At 64.5% G+C, this 22807-nt stretch carries 21 protein-coding genes; 14 read left to right on the plus strand and 7 right to left on the minus strand.

Features of this window, described 5'->3' with window-relative positions; genetic code table 11:
* The first annotated feature begins 40 nt into the window (after positions 1 to 40).
* The 6 genes from HA052_RS07240 to prmB all read left to right on the plus strand — a co-directional run bounded on the left by HA052_RS07240 (position 41) and on the right by prmB (position 4995).
* Positions 41 to 316: a hypothetical protein gene (locus HA052_RS07240; protein WP_166451399.1), complete on the plus strand. Its 276-nt coding sequence runs from the start codon at positions 41 to 43 to the stop codon at positions 314 to 316.
* Between the two features lie 166 nt (positions 317 to 482).
* Complete coding sequence (locus HA052_RS07245) at positions 483 to 1052, plus strand: aminodeoxychorismate/anthranilate synthase component II (RefSeq protein WP_166451400.1); 570 nt, start codon at positions 483 to 485, stop codon at positions 1050 to 1052.
* Entirely contained in the window at positions 1052 to 1447 is a 396-nt protein-coding gene (locus HA052_RS07250) for a lysozyme inhibitor LprI family protein (protein ID WP_166451401.1), read from the plus strand. The genes HA052_RS07245 and HA052_RS07250 overlap by 1 nt, the downstream gene beginning before the upstream one ends.
* A gap of 57 nt (positions 1448 to 1504) precedes the next feature.
* On the plus strand, positions 1505 to 2533 hold the full coding sequence (trpD, locus tag HA052_RS07255; RefSeq protein ID WP_166451402.1) for an anthranilate phosphoribosyltransferase: 1029 nt from the start codon (positions 1505 to 1507) through the stop codon (positions 2531 to 2533).
* Between the two features lie 69 nt (positions 2534 to 2602).
* Complete coding sequence (locus HA052_RS07260) at positions 2603 to 3979, plus strand: phosphomannomutase/phosphoglucomutase (RefSeq protein ID WP_166451403.1); 1377 nt, start codon at positions 2603 to 2605, stop codon at positions 3977 to 3979.
* A gap of 101 nt (positions 3980 to 4080) precedes the next feature.
* Positions 4081 to 4995: a 50S ribosomal protein L3 N(5)-glutamine methyltransferase gene (gene prmB / locus HA052_RS07265; protein ID WP_166451404.1), complete on the plus strand. Its 915-nt coding sequence runs from the start codon at positions 4081 to 4083 to the stop codon at positions 4993 to 4995.
* Between the two features lie 123 nt (positions 4996 to 5118).
* Here the strand turns inward: prmB and HA052_RS07270 are convergent, their stop codons facing one another.
* The 4 genes from HA052_RS07270 to HA052_RS07285 all read right to left on the minus strand — a co-directional run bounded on the left by HA052_RS07270 (position 5119) and on the right by HA052_RS07285 (position 9698).
* Positions 5119 to 5844 carry a hypothetical protein gene (locus HA052_RS07270; RefSeq protein WP_166451405.1) on the minus strand — a complete coding sequence of 242 codons (726 nt, stop codon included), beginning with the start codon at positions 5842 to 5844 and terminating at the stop codon, positions 5119 to 5121.
* Positions 5845 to 5850: 6 nt separating this feature from the next.
* A complete protein-coding gene (locus HA052_RS07275) occupies positions 5851 to 6402 on the minus strand; it encodes a neutral zinc metallopeptidase (protein ID WP_081547220.1) in 552 nt (183 codons plus the stop codon).
* A 206-nt stretch (positions 6403 to 6608) separates the two neighbouring features.
* Positions 6609 to 7238: a LysE/ArgO family amino acid transporter gene (locus tag HA052_RS07280; protein ID WP_166451406.1), complete on the minus strand. Its 630-nt coding sequence runs from the start codon at positions 7236 to 7238 to the stop codon at positions 6609 to 6611.
* Between the two features lie 69 nt (positions 7239 to 7307).
* Entirely contained in the window at positions 7308 to 9698 is a 2391-nt protein-coding gene (locus tag HA052_RS07285) for an EAL domain-containing protein (protein WP_346774544.1), read from the minus strand.
* Positions 9699 to 9887: 189 nt separating this feature from the next.
* Between HA052_RS07285 and HA052_RS07290 the strand changes: the two genes are divergently transcribed.
* Together HA052_RS07290 and HA052_RS07295 are read left to right on the plus strand one after the other, a co-directional pair.
* Entirely contained in the window at positions 9888 to 10778 is an 891-nt protein-coding gene (locus tag HA052_RS07290; protein WP_081547216.1) for a LysR family transcriptional regulator ArgP, read from the plus strand.
* An 87-nt stretch (positions 10779 to 10865) separates the two neighbouring features.
* Positions 10866 to 11294, plus strand: a complete 429-nt coding sequence (locus tag HA052_RS07295) for a cytidine deaminase (protein ID WP_166451408.1) — start codon at positions 10866 to 10868, stop codon at positions 11292 to 11294.
* Between the two features lie 7 nt (positions 11295 to 11301).
* On the opposite strand, the gene HA052_RS07300 is transcribed toward HA052_RS07295, so the two are convergent.
* Positions 11302 to 12195: a TraB/GumN family protein gene (locus tag HA052_RS07300; protein WP_166451409.1), complete on the minus strand. Its 894-nt coding sequence runs from the start codon at positions 12193 to 12195 to the stop codon at positions 11302 to 11304.
* Positions 12196 to 12454: 259 nt separating this feature from the next.
* On the opposite strand from HA052_RS07300, the gene HA052_RS07305 reads away from it, so the two are divergent.
* A complete protein-coding gene (locus HA052_RS07305; protein ID WP_166451410.1) occupies positions 12455 to 13993 on the plus strand; it encodes a tyrosinase family protein in 1539 nt (512 codons plus the stop codon).
* A gap of 6 nt (positions 13994 to 13999) precedes the next feature.
* On the plus strand, positions 14000 to 14782 hold the full coding sequence (locus HA052_RS07310) for a copper chaperone (protein ID WP_166451411.1): 783 nt from the start codon (positions 14000 to 14002) through the stop codon (positions 14780 to 14782).
* A 98-nt stretch (positions 14783 to 14880) separates the two neighbouring features.
* Here the strand turns inward: HA052_RS07310 and HA052_RS07315 are convergent, their stop codons facing one another.
* Positions 14881 to 16500, minus strand: coding sequence for an NAD(P)/FAD-dependent oxidoreductase (locus HA052_RS07315; protein WP_166451412.1), 1620 nt, complete (start codon positions 16498 to 16500; stop codon positions 14881 to 14883).
* A 134-nt stretch (positions 16501 to 16634) separates the two neighbouring features.
* Complete coding sequence (locus tag HA052_RS07320; protein WP_166451413.1) at positions 16635 to 18269, minus strand: methyl-accepting chemotaxis protein; 1635 nt, start codon at positions 18267 to 18269, stop codon at positions 16635 to 16637.
* Between the two features lie 273 nt (positions 18270 to 18542).
* Between HA052_RS07320 and HA052_RS07325 the strand changes: the two genes are divergently transcribed.
* Genes HA052_RS07325 through HA052_RS07340 form a run of 4 tightly spaced genes read left to right on the plus strand, consistent with a single transcriptional unit; the run spans position 18543 to position 22797 of the window.
* Positions 18543 to 19964: an efflux transporter outer membrane subunit gene (locus HA052_RS07325; RefSeq protein WP_166451414.1), complete on the plus strand. Its 1422-nt coding sequence runs from the start codon at positions 18543 to 18545 to the stop codon at positions 19962 to 19964.
* Positions 19961 to 20476, plus strand: a complete 516-nt coding sequence (locus HA052_RS07330; RefSeq protein WP_043590600.1) for a MarR family winged helix-turn-helix transcriptional regulator — start codon at positions 19961 to 19963, stop codon at positions 20474 to 20476. Before HA052_RS07325 ends, HA052_RS07330 begins: the two co-directional genes overlap by 4 nt.
* Positions 20463 to 22610, plus strand: a complete 2148-nt coding sequence (locus tag HA052_RS07335) for an FUSC family protein (protein ID WP_206118809.1) — start codon at positions 20463 to 20465, stop codon at positions 22608 to 22610. Before HA052_RS07330 ends, HA052_RS07335 begins: the two co-directional genes overlap by 14 nt.
* Positions 22600 to 22797: a DUF1656 domain-containing protein gene (locus HA052_RS07340; protein ID WP_019100681.1), complete on the plus strand. Its 198-nt coding sequence runs from the start codon at positions 22600 to 22602 to the stop codon at positions 22795 to 22797. The genes HA052_RS07335 and HA052_RS07340 overlap by 11 nt, the downstream gene beginning before the upstream one ends.
* Positions 22798 to 22807: the final 10 nt, after the last annotated feature.

Here is a 22807-nt window from a genome sequence, read left to right on the forward strand (position 1 = left end):
TATCCTGTAACGTGGGTCGCAATCAAGACTGGGAGACCGCATGGGTTTCAGCGCAGATGAAAAAAACAAGATGGTGGCGTTGAAAGGCGTGGGCGCCACCGTTGTTTCCAGACTGGAGCAAATCGGCTTTTCTTCCTTGCCGCAGTTGGCGGGCCAGGACCCTGCCTTGCTGACCCGCCAGATCGCCGACATGATGGGCTCCAGCTGCTGGCACAACAGCCCGCAGGCCAGAGCCGCCATTCAGGCCGTTGTCGATCTGGCGCGCGCGGAACGCGGCCAGGCCACGGCGACGGAGCTTGACCCGATTGTCAGATAGACGCGCCGCCAAGCTAGCTGCGCACTTTGGTCTGATCCGGTATATTGATTCTCATGCTCCAATCGCCTCCTCGTGCGACCGGCGCTCAAGCGCGGGGACACAGCTGGAGGCGTCAAATGGCTGGCAAACCCTTTAAGGCCAGTGAAATCAAAGGTTCAAGCCAAAAATGCTATTGATGATCGACAACTACGACTCCTTCACCTACAACCTGGTGCAGTACTTCGGCGAGCTGGGTCAAGAAGTCAAGGTGTACCGCAACGATGAAATTTCCTTGCAGCAAATCGAAGAGCTGCAGCCTAAATATCTGGTAATCTCGCCCGGCCCCTGCACGCCCAACGAGGCGGGAGTGTCCGTGCCGGCCATCCGGCACTTCGCCGGCAAGCTGCCCATCATGGGCGTGTGCCTGGGGCATCAGGGCATAGGCCAGGCTTTCGGCGGCCGCATCGTCCACGCCAAACAACTGATGCACGGTAAGGTGTCGCCGGTCAAACACCGCGATGTCGGCATGTTCCGCGGCCTGCCCAATCCCGTGACCTGTACCCGCTACCATTCGCTGGTGATCGAGCGCGAGACGCTGCCGGACTGTCTGGACGTCACCGCCTGGACCGACGACGGCGAAATCATGGGCGTGCGCCATAAAACGTTGCCGATCGAAGGCGTGCAGTTCCACCCGGAGTCCATCCTCACCGATCACGGCCACGCGATGCTGGACAACTTCCTGAAAGAGTTTGCCTGATGAAGAGGATGTTGATGCTGAGCGCCGCCCTGGCGCTGTCCAGCGCGGCGCAGGCCGGCGCGCTGGACGACTGCATGCGGACCGAAGCGCAGACACCGGCAGTATCCGCCTGCTTGCAACAGCGGCTGAGCAAAGCCGAAGCCGAACTGGCCCAAAGCGAAAACAGGGCCTCCGCCGCGATGCGCGAGCTGGACCAGATCACCGGCAACCGCTACCGCGCCCGACTGGCGCTCAGCCAATCCAAGCGCGCCTTCAAGACCTATCTGGACAAGCAATGCCGCTGGGTGGCCAGCAGCTACGCCAGCGGCAACGGCGCGGACCAGGCGCAAGCCGCTTGCCGCGCCGACCTGATCGAGCAACGCCTCTCCCAGCTGGCGGCGCACGCCGGCAATTGAATCACCGGACGGCGCGCCTCCGCGCGGCGCCGCCCAAGCAAGCAAAAGGACTCCCCGATGATTACCCCGCAGGCCGCGCTGAACCGGCTGATCGACGGCAACGAACTGTTTTATGACGAAATGCTGGACTTGATGCGCCAGATCATGCGCGGCGAACTGACGCCGGCGCAAACCTCGGCCATCCTGATCGGCCTGCGCGTCAAGGTGGAATCGGTGCTGGAAATCGCCGCCGCCGCCACCGTGATGCGCGAGTTCGCCACCCCGGTGCCGATCAGCCAGCGCGACCACTTGGTGGACACCTGCGGCACCGGCGGCGACAAATCCCACACTTTCAACATCTCCACCACCTCCGCCTTCGTCGCCGCGGCGGCAGGCGCCCGCGTGGCCAAGCACGGCGGCCGTTCAGTGTCCTCCAGTTCCGGCAGCGCCGACGTGCTGGAGTCGCTGGGCGTCAAACTGAGCTTGAGCGCCGAGCAAGTGGGGCGTTGCGTCGACGAAATCGGTATCGGATTCATGTTCGCGCCCAACCATCACACGGCGATGCGCCACGTGGCGCCCATCCGCAAGGAGCTGGGCGCCCGCACCATCTTCAACATCCTGGGGCCGCTGACCAACCCGGCCGACGCCGAAAACCAGTTGATGGGCGTGTTCCACCCGGACCTGGTGGGCATCCAGGCTCGGGTGCTGAAGCAGTTGGGCAGCCGCCACGCGCTGATCGTGCACGGCCTGGACGGCCTGGACGAGCTGACCTTGTCCGGCCCCAGCATGGTGGCTGAACTAAAGAACGGGCAGATCGAGGAATATCAGCTGGATCCGCGCGAACTGGGCCTGGATTTCGCCGAACTCAAGCAGCTGCGGGCCGACACCGCCGCCGCCTCGCGCGACATTCTGCTGGCGGTGCTTGACGGCCAAGCCGGCCCCCCGCGCGACATCGTCTGCCTCAACGCCGCCGCCGCCATCTACACGGCAGGCGTTTCCCCTACCCTGGCCGACGGTGTTACCATGGCGCGCGAAGCGCTCGACTCCGGACAAGCCCGCGCCAAGCTGGACCAATTGATCAGCCTGAGCGCCGCGCTGGCCGCCTGAGCCCCCAATTTCCGACGCGGAGCGCCGTCGCTCCGCGCTCATCCTTCATTTCGATTGCATAAGAACGCCATGAGCAAACTGTCCAAAGACATCTTCAAGGCCTATGACATCCGCGGCATCGTCGGCAAGACCCTGACCAATGACGTAGCCCGCCAGATCGGCCAGGCCGTCGGCTCCGAAGCCAAGGCCCGCAAAGTGAAAACCATCGTGGTGGGCCGCGACGGCCGCCTGTCCGGCCCGGATCTATGCCAGGCGCTGGCTGAAGGCATTCAGGCCGCTGGCGTCGACGTGATCGACGTCGGCCGCGTCGCCACCCCCATGCTGTACTTCGCCGCCCACGAGTTGGGCTCGGTGTCCGGCGTGATGGTCACCGGCAGTCACAACCCGCCGGATTACAACGGCTTCAAGATGATGTTGGCCGGCAATACCCTGGCCGGCGACGACATCCAGAAACTGTACCAGCGCATCGTCGACGGCGATCTCGCCAGCGGCGAAGGCGCTTACGGCACCCACGACATCGCCGAAGCCTATTTGGACCGCATCACCTCCGATATCAAGCTGGAGCGCCCGCTCAACATCGTGGTGGACTGCGGCAACGGCGTGCCCGGCGCTTTCGCCCCGGTGCTGTTCCGCCGCCTGGGCTGCCGCGTGCGCGAACTATTTTGCGATGTGGACGGCAACTTCCCCAATCACCACCCGGATCCGGCCAAGCCGGAAAACCTGCAGGACGTGATCGACGCGCTGCAAAAGACCGACGCCGAAATCGGCCTGGCCTTCGACGGCGACGGCGACCGCCTGGGCGTGGTGACCAAGGACGGCACCATCATCTGGCCGGATCGTCAGCTGATGCTGTTCGCCGCCGATGTGCTGGAACGCAACCCCAAGGCCAAGATCATCTACGACGTGAAGTCCACCCGCCTGCTCAAGCCGTGGATCAAACAGAACGGCGGCGTGCCGGTGATGGCGCGCACCGGCCACAGCTTCATTAAGGCCAAGATCAAGGAAACCGGCGCCTTGCTAGCCGGCGAGATGAGCGGCCACGTCTTCTTCAAGGAACGCTGGTACGGCTTCGACGACGGCATGTACGCCGGCGCCCGACTGCTGGAAGTACTGTCCCGCGTGGAAAACCCGAGCGAGCTGCTCAACGCCTTGCCCAATGCGGTGTCCACGCCGGAACTGAACCTGAAGATGGCCAAGGAAGGCGAAAACCACGCCTTGATCGCCAAGCTGCAGGCTTCCGCCCGCTTCGACGACGCCGAGGAGATCAACACCCTGGACGGCCTGCGCGTTGAGTATAAGGACGGCTTCGGCCTCGCGCGCGCCTCCAACACCACGCCGGTGATCGTGCTGCGCTTCGAGGCCGACAACGACGCGGCGCTGGAGCGCATCAAGGGCGATTTCCGCCGCGTGCTGGGCACTGCCACCGACGCCAAGCTGCCGTTCTAACGCCGACAGTCCAACGTCTTGCCCGCGCTCCACGCGAGCGCGGATAAACACCGCCGGGGACATGGCCGCAGCCATGTCCCTGTTGTATTGAAAGGAAAATCATGTACGCCCAGGCTGCATCCAGCTTCCACACCACGCGTGACCTGCTGCGCTTCGCCGTGTCGCGCTTCAACGACGCCGGCCTGTTCTACGGCCACGGCACCCAGAACGCCTACGACGAAGCCGCCTACCTGATCCTGTCCGCACTGAAACTGCCGGTGGACCAGCTCGAGCCCTTCCTCGACGCCAAGCTGCTGCCCACCGAGGTCAAGGACGTGATCGACATGATCGAGCGCCGCGCCGAACAGCGCGTGCCGGTGGCCTATCTGACCCACGAAGCCTGGCAAGGCGATTTCAACTTCTACGTGGATGAGCGCGTGCTGGTGCCGCGCTCCTTCATCTACGAACTGCTGGGCGAGCCGCTGCAGCCGTGGATCGAACACCCGGAACTGGTCCAGCGCGCGCTGGACCTGTGCACCGGCTCCGGCTGCCTGGCCATCCAGCTGGCGCACCACTACCCGGACGCGGAAATCGACGCGGTGGACATTTCGCTGGACGCGCTGGAAGTGGCGGCCATCAATGTGCAGAACTACGGCCTGGACGAGCGCGTACAGCTGATTCACACCGATATGTTCGAGGGCATCGAAGACAAATACGACCTGATCATCTCCAACCCGCCCTACGTCGACGCCGAATCGGTGGACGCGCTGCCCCCGGAATACCTGCATGAACCGGAACTGGCCTTGGGCTCCGGCGAAGACGGCCTGGACGCCACCCGCGAAATCCTGCGCCGCGCGCCGGACTTCCTGAACGACAAAGGCGTGCTGCTGGTGGAGATCGGCCACAACCGCGACATGCTGGAAGAGTGCTTCCCCACCCTGCCCTTCATGTGGATGGAAACCGAGAGCGGCGACGGCTTCGTGTTCCTGATCACCCGCGAGGACTTGGTGGCCGGCCTGGCCGCCGACGCTCAGTAAGAACTAGTTCAACGTCCGCTGTGCTTCAGCGGGATTGTTGGACAAGGGCGAGGAAAACGCCAAGCTTCGGCAAACGAGAAAACCGGCGACACCCTTGCGGATGTCGCCGGTTTTTTGCGACCGCTAGCCTTTGGACTGAGCCGCGCCCGGATGCAGTTCGCGCCAGATCTGCTCCGCTCGCTCCGTCGCCGCCGCTTTCTGCCCGGCGTTCAACTGCCGATAGTCCTTGGTGGTCAGGAACCAGTCTGCGCTCAACGCGTCTCCGGCCCGCCGCGCCACCAGGTTCCAGGCCGCGGCCTCCAAGGGTTGCCGCTCCAGCAAATAGCTCTCGGAGATCATCGCCGCCGCATGGCGGTTGCCCAGCCGGTATGCCTGCTGCAAGGCGGCGCGCGCCTCCTCGCGGTAACGCATCTCAGGCTCAAAGCCCGGCCGCTGCGGCTTGCCGTCCAGCTCGAACAGATAGCGTTCTGCCAAGTGAGTCAAGGCCTGGACATTGCCGGCTGCCGCCAACTTCCGCAGCTCGGCCAGCGGCATCCGGTAGAAGCGCTCGTCGATGACGTAGCCCAGTTGGCGCAAGGCCTGCTTGCGCTGGCGTTCTGCCTTGCTCTCCGGCAAGGGCTCCGCCGGAGCGGCGGCCGGAGCCGGCCCGTCGCCCACCGCGAAGCTCAGCCCCTGGTAAGCCCGCGCCGGCGCCTCCCCCTTGGCCGGCTGCGCCGCGGTCCCGGCGACCAAGGTCGCCGGGGCCGGAACGCTCAGGCCCAGCCGCGCGCGAACCGGCTCAGGCAGGCTGACCCAGGCCAGGCCCAACAGCGCCAGCCCGCCGGCCATCCCCCACGCTCGCTTGCCCATCGTCGATCAGATCGAGTTCAGGCAAGCGTTGAGCCCGTTGGCGTGGCCGTAGCGCGAATAGTAATCGCGCTGAGACGGCGTGCCGTGCTCGCCGTAATCGGCGGCGTTGCGCGCCGAAGCCACCGCGTTCTCGATAAAGCTCGGATAGCGCAAGTTGGTTTCAGCGTACTTGGCGAAAGTCCCTCCCACGCAATCGGCCTGCAACTCCTGCATCGGGGCCTGGCGGTAGATATTGTGGGTGAACTGGATGGAATGGCCCCATTCATGCGCCAGGATGAACTTGGCCACATAGTTGCCGTAGCTGTTTTCCTGTTGCTGCAGGAAGCCGGTGCCCACGCTGATGGTGTAAGGCCCGCACGCCATCGCGCTCAGCTGAGGCTCGCGGCAAGCGTACTGGTTGACGTAGACCGTCGGCCGCGCGTAGCCGCCGAGAAAACCGCGAATCTCGTTGGCGCTGGACTGGATGTAACTGTTGTTCACCGGAGCGGCCACAGCCGGGACGGATGCGCCGGCCAATACAGAAACCCCAATCAAACTGGCTTGAATCAGACTTCTCATGACTAACTCTCCTTATGTTGTTCACAACGGAGATTTAGTTATGGTAAATGATTTGGTATTTACAAAATTATTTTGCAATTCCAAATGCATAAATACGCAGTGAAAAATTACCTTGTCACGACAACCCGCATATGAAAAAGTGACGGGTTGCTTAAAAGCAAACCGTCACTTTCAAAAAACAAAGCGCCAACTACTGTCCCAGCCGCTCAGGCCATCCCTTCGAAACCGTAATTGCGCAACAGCATGAAGGCGGTGAACAGCATCACCAGGCCAATTACGCAATCCAGCACCCGCCAGCTTTGCGGCCGCTGGAACAAGGGGGCCAGCTTGCCGGCGAAGCAGGCGATTCCGCCGAACCACAGCACCGAGGCGCTGAGGCTGCCCAACAGAAAGGACGGCGCGGCGCTCTCGCCGTAAATGGCGGACACGCCGCCGATCAGCACCACCGTGTCCAGCCAGGTATAGGGATTGAGCAAGGTTACCGCCAGCACCGTGCGAATAGCGCGCTTGCGATCTTTCTCCACGCCGCCCGCCAGCGACATCGCTCCGGGCGTCAAGGCGGAACGGAAAGCCTTGTAGCCTAGCCACAGGATGAAGCCCGCGCCCAGCCAGGTAACCGTGACAATGAAGCCGGGAATCGCATTGAGCAGTTTGCCCACGCCCATCACCCCGCAGGCGATCAGAAACACGTCGGCGACGATGCAGATCGTAACAATGGGCAGGATGTGACAGCGGCCTATGCCCTGCCGCAACACGAAGGCATTCTGCGGCCCAATGCCGACGATCTGCCCGATGGATAACCCAAGGGCAGACAGATAAACGCTGAAGTTGAACAAGAACCGCTCCCGGAAAGTTTCAACACAGACTAAGTGAGCGGCAATGCAAAGTAAAACTAATAAAAATTATTATATATAAGCAGAGTTAATACTTACTCGCCGCTCCCAATCCGCTATCCACTCCGGCAACTGCTTGGGGTCTACTGGCGGAGAAATCTCGTAACCCTGCCCGTCCAGGCAGCCTATTTCCAGCAGACGGTCCCAGATCGCCCGGCTTTCCACCCCCTCCACCACCAGCTTGCGGCCGGTGTAGTGGGCAAAGGACACCATGCTGCGGATGATGGCTTCGTTGCCCGGCGTATCCAGCAGCAGCCGGACAAAGCGCTGGTCTATCTTGATGGTGTCAAAGGGCAGCTGCTGCAAATGCACCAGCGAGGACGCGCCGGTACCGAAGTCGTCCAAGGCGATGGACAGGCCCAGATCGCGGCAATGCTCCAGCTTGGCGGTAATCTGTTCCGCCTCCTGCTGGGTCACGCTCTCCAACACCTCCAGCTCCAGATAGCCGGCCGGCAGCGGGTAGGCCTGCAACAAAGCCTGGATGCCCGGCACAAAGCCCTCGTGCTTCAAAGTAATGGCGGAAAGGTTGACGCTGACCGGAATATGACGGCCGTCCGCCAGCCATTCGCCTGACTGGCGCAGCGCCTCGCGCAGCACCCACCAGTCCAGCTCCCGCATCAAGTCAGTGCTCTCTATCGCGGGAAAGAAGGCCCCCGGCATTTCCAAGCGGCCGTCCCGGCGCCAGCGCACCAGCGCCTCCACGCCTTCGATGCGGTTGTTGCGCAGATTGATCTTGGGCTGATAGAACAGCGCCAGCTCATCGCGGGCGACGGCCTGCGCGAAAGCGTTGCGCACCGCGTGCATGTGCTGGATCTCTTCGTCCATGGTCACATGGTAATAACGGCAATGACCGCCGCCGGCCTCCTTGGCCCGGCTCAACGCCAGCTCGCCGCGACGCAGCAGCGCGGAGGCGTCGCTGCGGCCGCTCACCGGCTCCACCACGATACCCATGCTGCAACGGGTGTGAATCACCACGCCCATGCAGTCCACCGGCTGCTGCAGACTACCCATCAGGCTGTCCACCAGTTGGTCCAGCCGCTCGTGGCGGTCGCTGCAGGCGACGAAGCGCGAGGCGCCCACCCGGCCGACGTAGCCGTAGGGATAGATGCAGCGCCGCAACCTATTGGCCACCTCGCACAGCACCGCGTCGCCGCCCTCGTGGCCCAGGCGGGCGTTGATTTCGTGAAAGCCTTCGATGGACAGCACCAGCACCGCCAATTGCGCGTTGGCGCGGCGGATCTGCAATTGCTTGTTGATGTGCTCTTTCATCAGGTGACGATTGGGCAGGCCGGTCAACGGATCGTGAAAGGACAGGAAGGCCAGTTCGGATTCGGCGCGATGGCTGCGCTCCAGCGCGTCCTGGCGTTCCAGCGCGCGGCTGATCTCCCGCGCCATGGTGTCCACCAAGGCCACCTTGGTGTCGTCGAAAAAACCCGGCAAACCGGAATACAGCGACAAGGTACCGATCACCTGCTCGCGCAAGGTCAGCGGCGCCACCAACGCGCTGCGCACATTCCGGGCGTTGAGCACCCGCATCCACGGCTGCATCGACGGGTCCTCGCCGCAATCGTTGACCACCTGCACCGTCAGGCCACGGATGGCCCGACCGCTGGGCCCGCGGCCATGCAGGCTTTCGGACTGCGCGGAGACTTGCAGCCAGGGGATGAAGGCTTCGGCGTGAGCGCCAGCCATTGCGGCGGGACGCACGCTTTGGGATTCGGCGTCCAGCAGGCCAACCCAGGCGTGGGAAAAATCGCCCTCGCGCACGCAGACGTCGCAAATCGCCTGGAACAATTCTCGGCGTTCGGAACAGCGCACCAGCGCCATGCTGACGCCGCTGAGCGTGGCGTACAGTCCGGACATGGTCTGCAAATGACGGTGCTTGCTGTCCACCGCCTCCTGCAAGGACTGCTGGTGGCCGTGCAGCTGCAGCATCTGGTCCAGCAAAATGCGCTTGCGCAGTAGCCGCGACAGTGCGGCGAGATCGTCCAGACCCAGCCCGGCCTCGGCCAGCCGCGCCAGGAAATGCGCCTGACAGCGCTCGTAAGCGCCCACCACCCACATCAGACCCACGCCCAACTGGCGCATCAAGCGTCCCTGCTCCACCACGCGCCAGGCGGCGCGGCCATTCACCGGACGAGTCAGCATCCGCTCGCAATACTGCAACAAGGCGTCCACTAGGGAATCGATGCCGCCCGGCAGGCGCTCGCTCAGCAGCGCCAGCGTGTCCGGGCATTTCAACGCATACCAGTAAAACTCCTTGCCCAGGGCCTCCTTGCGCGACAACAACAGCGGAGCATGGACGGTGAGCTTCGCCATATGATCCGCCCGAACCCCGATAAAACGGCACATGCCATCCAATAGTGCCTTATTATCTGCTTGCATCTTCAACATGCCTGTCATTGGCCATGAGCCGCCGGCGCCAGCCGATCAGAACCGTCGCCGCCAGCCGCTCTAATTATTTTTATGCCGCCACCGCGTGCAGGCAAACCATTGCACCGTCCGTGTTCGGACGAAGCAGCACAACATGCCATAGGTGGCGGCGATAAAGCAAGAAACACCGTGGAATTATCACGGCGAGGACGTCAATACATGCTTGATCCTAAACAACTGGAAACCTTATCGGCCGTAGCCGAAACCGGGGGCTTCGACAAGGCGGCCAAAAAGCTGTTCCTGACCCAGTCCGCCATTTCCCAACGCATCCGCCAGTTGGAAGAACAGCTTGGCCAGCCGGTGCTGACCCGAACCATTCCGGCCGAGCCCACCGAGGCCGGCCGCCAACTGCTGCAATACTTCCGCCAGATCAGCCTGATGGAAAACCAATTGATGAACACTCTGTTGCCCAGCGGTCCACGACAGGAGTTCACCACTCTCGCCATCGCCGTCAACGCGGACAGCCTGGCCACCTGGTTTTTACCGGCGGTGCGGCAGGTGCTGGACAGCCAGCCGGTGCTGCTGGACATCATGGTGGACGATCAGGATTACACCCACGAATTGATGCGCGCCGGTCATGTGGTCGGCTGCGTCAGCACCCGGCCGCAGCCTATCCAGGGCGGCGACAGTTTGTTCCTCGGCCATATGCGCTATCTGTGCGTCGCCACCCGCGATTTCGCCCGCCGCTATTTTCCGGACGGCGTAACCGAGTCCACGCTGGCCGCCGCGCCCACCATTCTGTACAGCCGCAAGGACGATGTGCACCGAGAGTTTCTCTTGCACACCGTGTCCTATCACGGCGGCTTTCCCTATCTGACCGTGCCCACGCCGCAGGGCTTCGTCGAGATCACCCGCCAGGGCCTGGCTTACAGCCTGCTGCCCGAACTGATGCTGGACGACGACATCGCCTCCGGCCGGCTCATCGATCTGTTTCCGCAACAGCATCTGGACATTCCCTTGTACTGGCACCACTGGAGGGTGGAGTCGGAATTATCTCAGGCACTGGCCGACGCGATGGCGCGGCATTGCCGGGAGCACCTGCGCCAATGATCAATCGGTGCCGCCTGCGCCGGGCCGGATATTGACAGCCCGGCCGCGCACGGCGCAACATGCCACGCCAACAGCAATGGAGGCAATATGACCGGCAACGCACCCAACAACGAGCAATGGGCCGAGTTGGAAATGGCCGCCCGCCTGGCCGCTCGCCAGGCTTATGTCCCTTACAGCAAGTTCGCCGTCGGCGCCGCCATTCTGGACGGCGCCGGCAAGATCCATATCGGCTGCAACGTGGAGAACGCCTCTTATGGCCTGACCAATTGCGCCGAACGCACCGCGATCTATGCCGCGCGCGCCAACCACGGCATCCAGGACGTGCTGGCTGTCTGCATCTATACGCCTACCGCCACGCCCACGCCGCCCTGCGGCTCCTGCCGTCAGGTGTTGAACGAGTTTGGCCCGGCCATGCGCGTGCGCGCCATCTGCGACGGCGAAGATCTGATAGACACCACGCTGGAAGTGCTGCTGCCGGGCGCCTTCGGACCCAAGAACCTCAAAGACGCAAGCTAAAGCCCGCTCACGGCGCGCGCGGCGCCGGCCTCACCAGGTAGCCGCGCTGCCCCAGCAGCTTGACCAGTCCCTGCGATCCGGCCAGATGCAAGGCCCCCACCGCCACCAACAGCCGCCGCGAAGACGTCAGTTCATCGATGCGACGCGCCATCGTCAGGTTGCGGCGATCCAGCATCTCGCGCTGGGTCCAGGCGCTGAGCCGCGGGTAGCCCGGCAACGCCACCATGGCCTGCAAGGCCTCCAGATCTCCGCGCTCCCAGGCGGCAATCAGCTCGCGATAATAGCGCTCCGCCTCCGGCTTGTCCTCCCAGTCCGCGGTCTGGCGCACCCATTCGCGCAAGGCCGGCGCCGGCATCTCGAACAACATGCGCCCCTGCTCGTCCGTCGTCTCCAGCGCCAACACCGGGCGCCGCTCCCGCCGCGCCATTTGCCGCAACATCGCCTCGCTGCCCTCCTGCGTCAGCTGCCCCAGCCGCTGATAATCGTTCAGCGCCAGCTGCATCAGCCACATGGCCGGAGCCAGGCTCTGCGCCTGCGCGCGCTCAACGTCGATCCGCCGCAACTGCGCCAGCAACAATCGCCTGCTGTCCGTGTCCAGCTGTCTCCACTGCTTGGCCGCGCCTCGCCGCGCCAACGCCAGCACCTCGGCCGGCGCGTCCGGGGCGTCTACATCCAGTTCCAACACCAAGGCCTCGCTCTGCGCCATCGCCTGCTTCAAGCCCCAGTCCGGCGCGTCGGAGCCGGGACGGCCCACATGCATGGTGCCGTACAGATAATGGGTGCGGCCTTGCTTGCTGAAGGTAAACAAGGGGCCGTAGGCCGGCTCCGCCGCGGCCAAGGCCGCCGGCAGAAGCCAGCACAGCGCCAGCCAGAGGCCCCAAAGGCAATGCCATCGTTTCATGTCTGCGATCCAAATCAAAACCGGTCAAGGATACCAGCTTGGCGCCTTCCCGCCGGCGCGCTTTCAAGCCCTTGCCGCGCCAAAACCCGGCCACTTGCAAGCGGCGCTTCAAATAAGTAATTGCCCCAAGGCAAAAACTGTTCTTTAGGACAGTTCGAAAGCTTTGCGGTTTGCTAATCCGAATACACCGCCTCACCGCCAGCCTTAGCCACTCCCGCCTCGGCCGCGCCGGAACGGCGTTCGCATCGAGGAGAACGACATGGCTCGCGTCCGCAAAGACATCTTGAAAATGAGCAATCCCTGGGACCCCACCGTGCTGTGGTACGCGCGGGCGGTGCGGGAAATGCAGAAACGCCCGATCAAGGACCCCACCAGCTGGCGCTATCTGGCCGCCATTCACGGCTTTGATTCCCAGCTGTGGCAACAACACGGCTATCTGCAAGCCGGCGAGGCCCTGCCAAGCACCTCCGACCAAAACACCTACTGGCGGCAATGCCAGCACCAAAGCTGGTATTTCATGCCCTGGCACCGCGGCTATCTGGCGGCCTTCGAAGCCATTGTGCTGGCGGAGATCGTCAAGCTGGGCGGCCCCGCCGACTGGGCCTTGCCCTATTGGAACTACAGCGACAGCGCCAAGGCGCGCGACCTGCCCACCTGTTTCCAGTCCAAGACCTTGCCGGACGGCAGCGCCAATCCGCTGTGGCTGGCGCAACGCTACGGCTGGAACAACCAACCCAATCACATCACGCTGCGCCCGGAAACCGTACAGCTCACCGCCCTGAAAGACGCGCAGTTCGTCGGCACCGCCAGCGGCATCCCGCCGGGCTACGGCGGGCCGCAAACGCCGTTCTGGCACGGCGGCGGCAATAGCGGCGGGCTGGAAAACCTGCCGCACAACCCGGTGCACACCAATATCGGCGGCCGCAACGGTTTGATGTCGGACCCGGACTTGGCCGGCCTGGACCCGGTGTTCTGGATTCACCATTCCAATATCGACCGGCTGTGGCAGGTGTGGCTCAATCGCAATCCCGGCCACAAGAACCCCAGCAACGACAATTGGCTGGAAGGCCCGGTCAACCGCAAGTTCGCGATGCCGCGCCCCAACGGCAGCGGCTACACCTTTGTCGCCAAGGACATGCTCAACACCCAGGCGCCGAACCTGAACTACGTCTACCAGGACGTATCGGACCCTCTCGGCGGCGCCAGCCGCGCGGCTCAGCGCATGCAGACGCTGGCGGCCATCCATCCCGACACCGCGGCGGCAAGCACCATGGCGACCAATCCGAAAACCGAACTGCTGGGCGCCAACGCGGCGGCGATCAAACTGGGCAACAGCACCGTCCACGCGCAGATGCAGCTGGACGACGACGCCAAGAACAAGGTGCTGAGCAGCTTCCAGGCCAGCCAGGCCGCCGCCCGCCAGTTCAAGGCACAGCCAGGCGCGGCGCCGCAAGAGCCGGACCGCGTCTTTCTCAGCCTGGAGAACATCCGCTGCAAAGTGGACGGCGGCACGTTCAACGTCTACGTCGGCCTGCCCCAGGGCGCCGACCCGGCGCAGCACCCGCAGAACCTGGCCGGCACCATCGCGCTGTTCGGCGCGCGCAAGGCCTCGCTGGCCGAGCACGGCGGCAACGGCGTCAGCCAGACGCTGGAGATCACCGACATCGTGGACCGCATGTGTCAAAGCCAGACGCTGGACGCGGCGCCGATGGGGGTGCAACTAGTGCCGGTGTCCGAGATCGAGGACGACGACGAGGTGACGATAGGCCGCATCAGCGTCTACCGCCACGGCCAGTAAGCGTCCATGCCGGTCAAGATCCTGATCGCCGCGCTGCGGGACACGCCCTGGCCGCTGTGCTGCGCCAGCCTCTTGGGCTGGCTCGGCCTGATCGCCCTGGAGCGGCGACTGACCGCGCCGGGTTATTGTGGCGCCTGGGTTCTGGAGCGTCCCGGCGGCGGCTGGGACGCGCTGACCGGCGCGCTGTGGCTGAACCCGCCGGCGCAATGGCTGCCGTCCTGGCTGTTGATGCTGCTGGCGATGATGGCGCCGCTGCTGGCCGACCCGCTGCGGCAACTGTGGCTGCGCAGCCTGGCGCGCAAGCGCGCGCTGGCGCTGGCCATGTTCTGCTGCGGCTATCTACTGCCCTGGCTCCTCGCCGGCCCGCTGCTCCACCTGCTCGGCTTGGCGCTGTTGACCTTCAGCGCCGCGCCGTGGCAGGCCTTCGTCGTTGCCTGCGGCGTAGCGGGTCTCTGGCAGGCGGCGCCGCAGCGGCTGCGCTGCCTGCAAGCCTGCCACCGCCAGCCCAGGCTGTCGCCGTTCGGCTGGCCGGCCGCGCTGTCGGCGCTGCGCGCCGGCCTCGCCGCCGGCGTCTGGTGCGCGGGCGCCTGCTGGGCCTGGATGTTGCCGCCTTTGCTCGCGGGGCCAGGACATCTGCCCTTGATGGCGGCGATTGGCCTATGGCTGCTGCTGGAACGCCGCCGGCCGGAGGGCGCGCCGCCCTTATTGCCCATTCCCAAAGCTTTGCGCTCAGACGGGCGCGAGCGCCCGGCCGGCGGCGTGAAAGGCCATGCGGCGGAAAACCCCTAGCGCCAAAGACAACGGCCCGCGATTGCGGGCCGTTTCAGCGCGTCCTCAGCCAAGCGACGGATTCAAGACATTGCGGCAATGATCCCTAAACGCCTTCCTTAACGGCGCTCCGCCGCGATGGCCTGCGCCACCGCCTCCGCCACCTTGATGCCGTCCACCCCGGCGGACAGAATCCCTCCGGCGTAGCCCGCGCCCTCGCCGGCCGGGTATAGGCCGCGCACGTTCAAGCTCTGGCAGTCCTCTCCGCGAGTGATGCGCAGCGGCGAGCTGGTACGGGTTTCCACCCCGGTCAGCACCGCGTCGTGCATATCGTAGCCGCGGATCTTCTTGCCGAATTCCGGCAGCGCTTCGCGCATCGCCTCGATGCAATAATCCGGCAAGGCCGCGGCCAGATCGGTCCAATGCACGCCGGGCTGATAGGAGGGCGACACCGAGCCCACCTGAGTGGACGGTCTGCCGGCCAGGAAGTCGCCCACCAGTTGCGCCGGGGCTTCGTAAGTGCCGCCGCCCAGCACGTAGGCGCGGCTTTCCAGCTCGCGCTGGAAGGCGATGCCGGCCAGCGGATCGCCCGGATAATCGTCCGGACCGATGCTGACCACCAGGCCGGAATTGGCGTTGCGCTCGGCGCGCGAGTATTGGCTCATGCCGTTGGTCACCACGCGGCCCTCTTCCGAGGTGGCGGCCACCACCTGGCCGCCCGGGCACATGCAGAAGCTGTACACCGCCCGGCCGTTGCCGGCGTGGTGCACCAGCTTGTAATCCGCCGCGCCCAATAGCGGGTGGCCGGCGTATTTGCCCCAGCGCGCCTTGTCGATCAGCGTCTGCGGGTGTTCGATGCGGAAGCCCACCGAGAACGGCTTGGCTTCCATATACACGCCGTGGCCGTGCAGCATCTCGAAACTGTCGCGCGCGCTGTGGCCCAGGGCCAGCACGATGTGATCGGCGCGGATCTGCTCGCCGCTGGCCAAGGTCAGGCCGCGCGCCACTTTGCGCCCGTCCGGACCGTCTTCCAGATGAATGTCGGCGACGCGCTGCTGAAAGCGGATTTCACCGCCCAGTTCCTCGATCTCGGCTCGCATTTTTTCCACCATGCTCACCAGGCGGAAGGTGCCGATATGCGGCTTGGCCACGTAGAGGATTTCCTCCGGCGCGCCGGCTTTGACGAACTCGGTCAACACCTTGCGGCCCAGATGACGCGGGTCCTTGATCTGGCTGTACAACTTGCCGTCGGAGAAGGTGCCGGCGCCGCCTTCGCCAAACTGCACATTGGACTCGGGGTTCAAGACCTTGTTGCGCCACAGGCCCCAGGTGTCCTTGGTGCGCTCGCGCACCTTCTTGCCGCGCTCCAGCACGATGGGCTTGAAGCCCATCTGCGCCAGCAGCAGCGCGGCGAAGATGCCACAGGGGCCGAAACCCACCACCACCGGGCGGCGCTCCAGGTTTTCCGGCGCCTGCCCCACATAGTGATATTGGGTGTCCGGCGTCGGCATCACGTGCTTGTCGGCCTTGAAGCGGGCCAGCAGACGGGCCTCGTTGGCCACGTCGATGTCGACGATGTAGGCCAGGTTCATCATGCCCTTGCGCGCGTCGTAGCTGCGCTTGAAGACGACGACCTGGCGGATGTCCTGCTCCGGCACGCCCAGATAAGCCGCGATCGCGGCGTTCAGTTCTTCCGGGGCGTGTTCCAGCGGCAGTTTCAATTCGGTAATGCGCAACATCTTGAATTCCAGTACGGGTTGGTGTCTATTCAACGAGGCGGTATTGTAGCGGCAAACCGCTCTTAACCCTATCGCCAAGACGCAAACTTCCCGTAAGAATCTGTTCGCCGGCCTGCCGCGCGCCGTCTACCGCGCTACACCTGGAATCCGGCCACCGTCTGCCGCAGGCCGCCGGTCACCTCGTCCATGCTCTGAATGCCGCTGGACGCCTGGATGGCGGCGGCGGCGTTGCCGGCGGCCACCTGGGCGATCTGCTCCACGTGGCGGGCGATGTCCTGACTGGCCACGCCTTGCTCCTGCAGCGCATGGGAGATATCGCGCACCACTTGCACCACCTGGCCGGCGCTGCCGCGGATTTGCTGAATCATCTCCCCGCCCTGCTCGGCCAGCGCCAGCCCGGCGCGCACCCGCTCCACGGTCTGGCTCATATTGGCGCGCGACTGATCGGAGCTGAGCTGGATCTCGTCTATCATGCCGGCGATCTCCTCGGTGGCCTGAGCGGTGCGTTCGGACAGTTTGCGCACCTCGTCCGCCACCACCGCGAAACCGCGGCCGGTTTCGCCGGCGCGCGCCGCCTCGATGGCCGCGTTCAGGGCCAGGAGATTGGTCTGATCGGCAATGTCCTTGATCACCTGCATGATGCTGGAGATGGTGGCGGTCTTGTCCGCCAGCGCCGAGATCGCCCCGGCGGTGAGGTCCACCGTCTCGCTGATGCCCTTCATCTCCGCCACGGCCTTGGCGATCACTTCGCCGCCCTCGTCCGACAAGCTGCCGGACTGCTGCGATACCTGGCGCGCGTCCTGCGCGTATTGCGAGATGTGGTTGATGCTCACCGTCAGTTCTTCGATCGACGCCGCCATCGAGGTGGCGCTTTCGCTTTGCTGCTGGGAATTGTCCGCCACCGCCTGCGCGCCGGACACCACCTCCCCGCTCAGCCGCCCCAGTTCACCGGCGCTGGCCACGATGTCGGCCACCATCTGCCGTAAAGCCTGCTGCATATGGGCGATATTGGCCATCAGACTGTCCTCGTCGCCCGCCCGAACCGGCACCGGCACATCCAGTCGTCCGCCGGCGATTTCTCGCACCACGGCCGCGGTCTGCGCGGGCTCCGCGCCCAGCTGCCGCGTCACGCTGCGGAACAGCCACCAGCCCAAACCACCGCACACCGCGGCAATCAGCAGCACCTGGAGCGCCACGCCCAGCAATTGCGCGCGCAAGGCCGCCCAGACGTCGTCCATATACAGGCCGGTGCCCACCACCCAGCCCCAACGCGGGCTGGACTGCAAATAGGCCAGCTTGGGTTGCGGCTCCGCCGAGCCGGGCTTGTCCCAGATGAACTCCGCGAAGCCCTTGCCCTGCCCCTGGCGCAGGGTCTGATCGAACTTGTCCCCCAGGCTGCTGCCGCTGGAATCCTTGACCGCGTGCATATCCTTGCCCACCAGCTTGGGATTGACCCCGTGCGCCAGCCAGACCAGCCCCTTGTCCAAGGTGAAGAAATACTCCTTGCCAGCAAAGCGCAGCCGGGTCAGCGCCAGCAAAGCCTGGCGCTGCGCCTCCGTCTCCGGCAAAGCGCCGGCCGCCGCCTGCTCCTCGTAATTGGCCACCAGGCTCAAGGCATTTTCCACCTGCCCGCGAATCAAATCCTGCCGGTCGGCCATCATTTGCTGGTGCATGCTGCGCAGCACCAGGCCGCCCAGCAGACAAGTCAACGCAATCACGCTAAAAATCAATAACAACAAACGCTGCTTCAAGGAAAGGCCCGCTCGCATGGTGTCTCCAAAAATCGCCGACGATGCGGCAAACCGGGCGCAAGCTCGCGGTGCGACCCGGTTTATCCGCCATATTTATTAAGCAAACCCAAATAATACACTCGTCATTACCCTGTCACCCATATTTAATGACATGTGCTTGATTTGCATCAGTCGCAAACGGCATGAACAAGAACCTGAGTTTGACGGGCTTGCAGCGCTTCATCAAATTTTGTTTTACAAATGTAATATCAACAAATAAAATATACACAGATGTAAAAAATGGATGAACAGATGAAGCCGTTTCCCGCCACCCTCGCCCTTGTCGGCGCGCTCATGCTTAGCGCCTGCGCCCAAATGGACGCCGTCAAGCCTGAATCCCAGCTTAAAACGCCGCCGGCATTGAACGCGCCCTGGGCCGGCATGCCCGCCGCGGACTGGTGGCGACAATGGCGGGACCCTCAGCTTGAACAACTGATCCGCCGGGCCTTGCAAGACAACCCAGGCCTGCGCGGCGCCGAAGCGCGGTTGCGCCAGGCCCAGGCGCTAAGCGAGGTCAGCGCCGCGGCCGCCCAACCGCAAATCAACGCTCAATGGCAAAGCACTCGGCAGTTGCACGCTGAAAAAAATCTTGTGCCGCCGGCGGGTCACGGCAACTACGACTGGCAGACACGCGCCGCCGTCAACCTCAGTTACGATCTGGACGCGTGGGGACGCGAACGCCAAGCCTTGTCGGCGTCGCTGAGCGACGCGCAGATGGCCGCGGCCGACGCCCGATTGAGCGCGCTGAACCTGGAAACCGCCGTCATCCGCGCGTATCTGCAACTGGCCGAGCAATACCTGCAAAAAGACCTGGCCGCAGCCGCGCTGCAACAACAGCAGGCGCTGCTGGATCTCAGCCTGCGCCGCAAAGCCGCCGGGCTGACCGCACAACCGGAAGTGGAACAGCAACGCGGCAGGTTGCCGACAGCCCGCGCCCAGCTGGAACAGATCGACGAACGCATCGCCACCCTGAGCAACCAGCTAGCCGCGCTCAGCGGCCAAACGCCCGATACCCAAAACCGTCCGCTCCGCCCAACCCTGCGCCTGGTTCAGCCGCTGGACCCGCTCGCCGCGGTGCCGGCCCAATTGCTGGGCCGACGACCGGACCTGAGCGCGCAACGCTGGCGGGTAGAGGCCGAGGCCGCGCGCATCCAGGTCGCGCGCGCCGCCTTCTACCCCAACATCAACATCAGCGCCTTCGTCGGCTATCAGGCGATAGGTTTTGCCGATCTGCTGTCCCCGGCCGCGGCTTTGCGCGGCTTCGCGCCGGCGATCAGCCTGCCGATATTCGAAGGCGGCCGCCTCCGCGGCCAATTGCGCGCCCAAACCGCCGCCTACGACCAGGCGGTGGAAAGCTACAACGCCGTCTTGATCAACGCCTTGAGCGAAACCGCCAGCGCCATCGTCCACGCCCGTTCCGCGGACCAGCAGAGCCGGCAGGCCGATCAGGCGCTAGACGCCGTCAGCCGCGAGCGGACATTGGCCGAGCAGGCTTACCGCGCAGGACTCAGCGATCAAAGCGCGGTGCGACAACTGCGGCTGAGCGAACTATCCGCTCGACAAAAGCGCGTGCAGGCCCAAGCCCAGCGCCTGGACAGCTACGCCGCGCTGATGGCCGCGCTGGGCGGCGGTATTGAACCCCAAACCCCCATCGCCGACGGAGAAGCCCAATGAGTCACTTTGAAGAAACCCGCAAGCGCCTGCTACGCGTCAAGACCAGGATTCCGGAATTTCCGCTATCGCTGCTCACGCTGACGCGGCTGAACTATCACGTGCAAAAGCGCATCCAGGACCTGACCAACGCCGCCCTGCGCAAACACGGGCTGACCGAGAGCAGCTACTTGGTGCTGGCGGTGCTCTACGGCTCCGAACAAGAAACGATGACGCCAGGCTCGCTGGCGGAAACCTGCTCGCAAAAACCGGCCAATATGACCCGCATCTGCAACGACCTGGAAAAGCAGGGCCTAATCCGTCGCGGCGGCCTCAGCGACGACCGCCGCGCGGTCGCCGTCACCCTCAGCGAGGCCGGCCGCGATCGCATCCGCAAACTGCTGCCCGATGTATGGGGCAATCTGGGCAATACCTTCGACGGCTTCAGCGCCGAGGAGATGCAACAGCAGGAGCAATTCTATCTGCGCCAGCTCGGCAATCTCAACCGGGCGGTATCCAACGATGACCACGGCTAGCCTCTCCGCCCGGCGCCGTTTGCTTGGCCGAGCGCTACGCAGCGCCGGTCAAGACTGGCTGCGGCTGGAGGGCGAGCGCTGGATCTTCATCCTTAAAACGCTGCTGGCCGGCTTCGCCGCGTTGTGGTTGGCTTTCCGCCTGGGCTTCGACTCGCCGGGCACCGCGCTGATCACCGTGCTCATCGTCGGTTCGCCGCAAAGCGGCTTGGTGCTGGAAAAAGGCTTTTACCGATTGCTGGGCACGCTGGCCGGCTGCGCCGCGGCCTTGATCCTGGTCGGCATGTTGGCCTCGCAGCCAATCTTGCTGCTGGCGGCGCTGTCGCTATGGATAGGGCTGTGCGCCGGCTGCGCCACCTTGTACCGCAACTCGCGCTCCTACGGCTTCGTGCTGGCCGGCTACACCGCCTGCATCATCGCGCTGCCGGCCATAGGCCATCCGCTGACGGTGTTTGATCTGGCGGTGACCCGAGTCTCGGAAATCTCGTTGGGCCTGATCTGCAGCGCGGTGGTCTACGACATCGTGTTTCCCCGCTATCAGGCCGAACAGGTGGTCAGCAATGTGCGCGGCCGCTATCTGCGCTTCATTCTGCTGTGTCAGGACGCGCTGGCTCAGAAACTGCATGCTCGCGACCTGGAACAGGCCCAGCTCAAATTCGCCGCCGACATCGCCGCGCTGGAGGCCGGCCGCGCCACCGCTTTCTTCGAAGCCGGCAACGTGCGTTCGCGCAGCAACCAGCTGCACGCCTTCAACGCCACCTTCATGGCCGCGCTGACCACTTTTCACACTCTGCATCGGCAAATGGAGCGGCTGCGCCGCGACGCCGATTCGCCGCTGCCCGGCCTGCTGCTGCCCTTGTTCTCCGAGGTGGCCGCCGTGCTCAGCGGCCCCGACGGCCCAGCGCGCAACGCCGCGGAAGCCCAGGACACCGAGGCTCAGTTAGGACGCCTCCGCGCCGGCTGGCCGCGCCGCATCGACGCCGCGCGCGCGCAATTGCCGGGCGGCGAGCAAGCCGAACACTGGCGCATAGACTTCGACACCGCCACCGAGCTGCTGACCCGCTTCATTGAGGAAATGCACGCCTTCGTCGGGGTCTACCACGGTTTCGCCAGCAAGACGCCGCAGCAAATCAGCTCGCTGGCGGCCTATGTGCCGGGCACCCCGCTGCCGGTGGCCGTAGCCGGCGGCGTGCGCGCGGCGCTGACCCTGGGCACCCTGTCCATCGCCTGGTACTGGCTGGCCTGGCCCAGCGCGCTGGAAGCGGTGCTGCTGGCCACCGTGCTCTGCGGCCTGGCCGCCTCCTCGCCGCGGCCGGTGCTGATGGTCAAACAATTCCTGACCGGCTTCGCGCTGGGCACGCCGCTGGCCTATGTCAGCTTGTTCTGGCTGCTGAGCCAGGGCAACGGCTTTCCAATGCTGATGCTGGGCCTGCTGCCCTTTCTGGCGCTGGGCAGCTATCTGAAGTGCCTACCCAAGTACGCCGGCGTCGGCGCCGGCATGACTATCGTACTGGCCAATGCGGTCAACCCGCAAAACCAGATGAATTACGACATCGTCGCCTTTCTCAACAACGGCATCGCCCGCATTCTGGGATTGGCGCTGGCGGCGGCCTTTTTCCAACTGGTGCTGCCTGAACACACCATGGGTTCGCCGCGCCACATCGCCGCCGCCTTGTGGCGGGAGGCGCGCCGCGCCTGCGACGCCAAGCTGCCGCACTTGAAGCAACGCTATGAGAACCGCATCCGCGACCTGCTCAATCTGCTGAACACGCTGAGCCCCGCCCAGGCCGAACTCAAGCAGGCGATCACCGCGCAGGCCATCACCCTGTTGGAACTGGGGCTGGCGGTCATCAATCTGCGCACCCTGACCGCGGAATCGCCGTCGCCGCAGTTGCGCGCCGATCTGGAACATACCGTAGCGCGGCTGGCACGCTATTTCGCCTCCCCGTCGCCGGAACAGCTGCAACAGACCATCGCCACCATGCGGGCGGCCGGTCCGGTGCTGCGCGCCCATCTGGCGCTGGCGGAGCCCGAACGCGCCGCGAAGATTCAGCGCGCGCTGGCCGATCTGCACCTGATCCACACCTCATTGCTGGATGTGGCCGAAGCCGCGCAAGGAACTGACCATGACTCGTGAAATCGCCGTGTTCGGCATTCTGATTCCCACCCTGCTGCCCTTATTCCTGTTCAGCCTGCTATGCCAAGCTGGACTGGACTGGCTGCTAGGCCGAGCCGGCGTCTATCGCCGGGTATGGCACCCGGCCTTGTTCCGCCTCAGCCTGTTGATCTGCGTGTTCAGCGGCCTGGCGCTATTGCTCTATTGAACACGCCGCT

The organism is Chromobacterium fluminis (assembly GCF_011602385.1).
Lineage (GTDB): Bacteria > Pseudomonadota > Gammaproteobacteria > Burkholderiales > Chromobacteriaceae > Chromobacterium > Chromobacterium fluminis.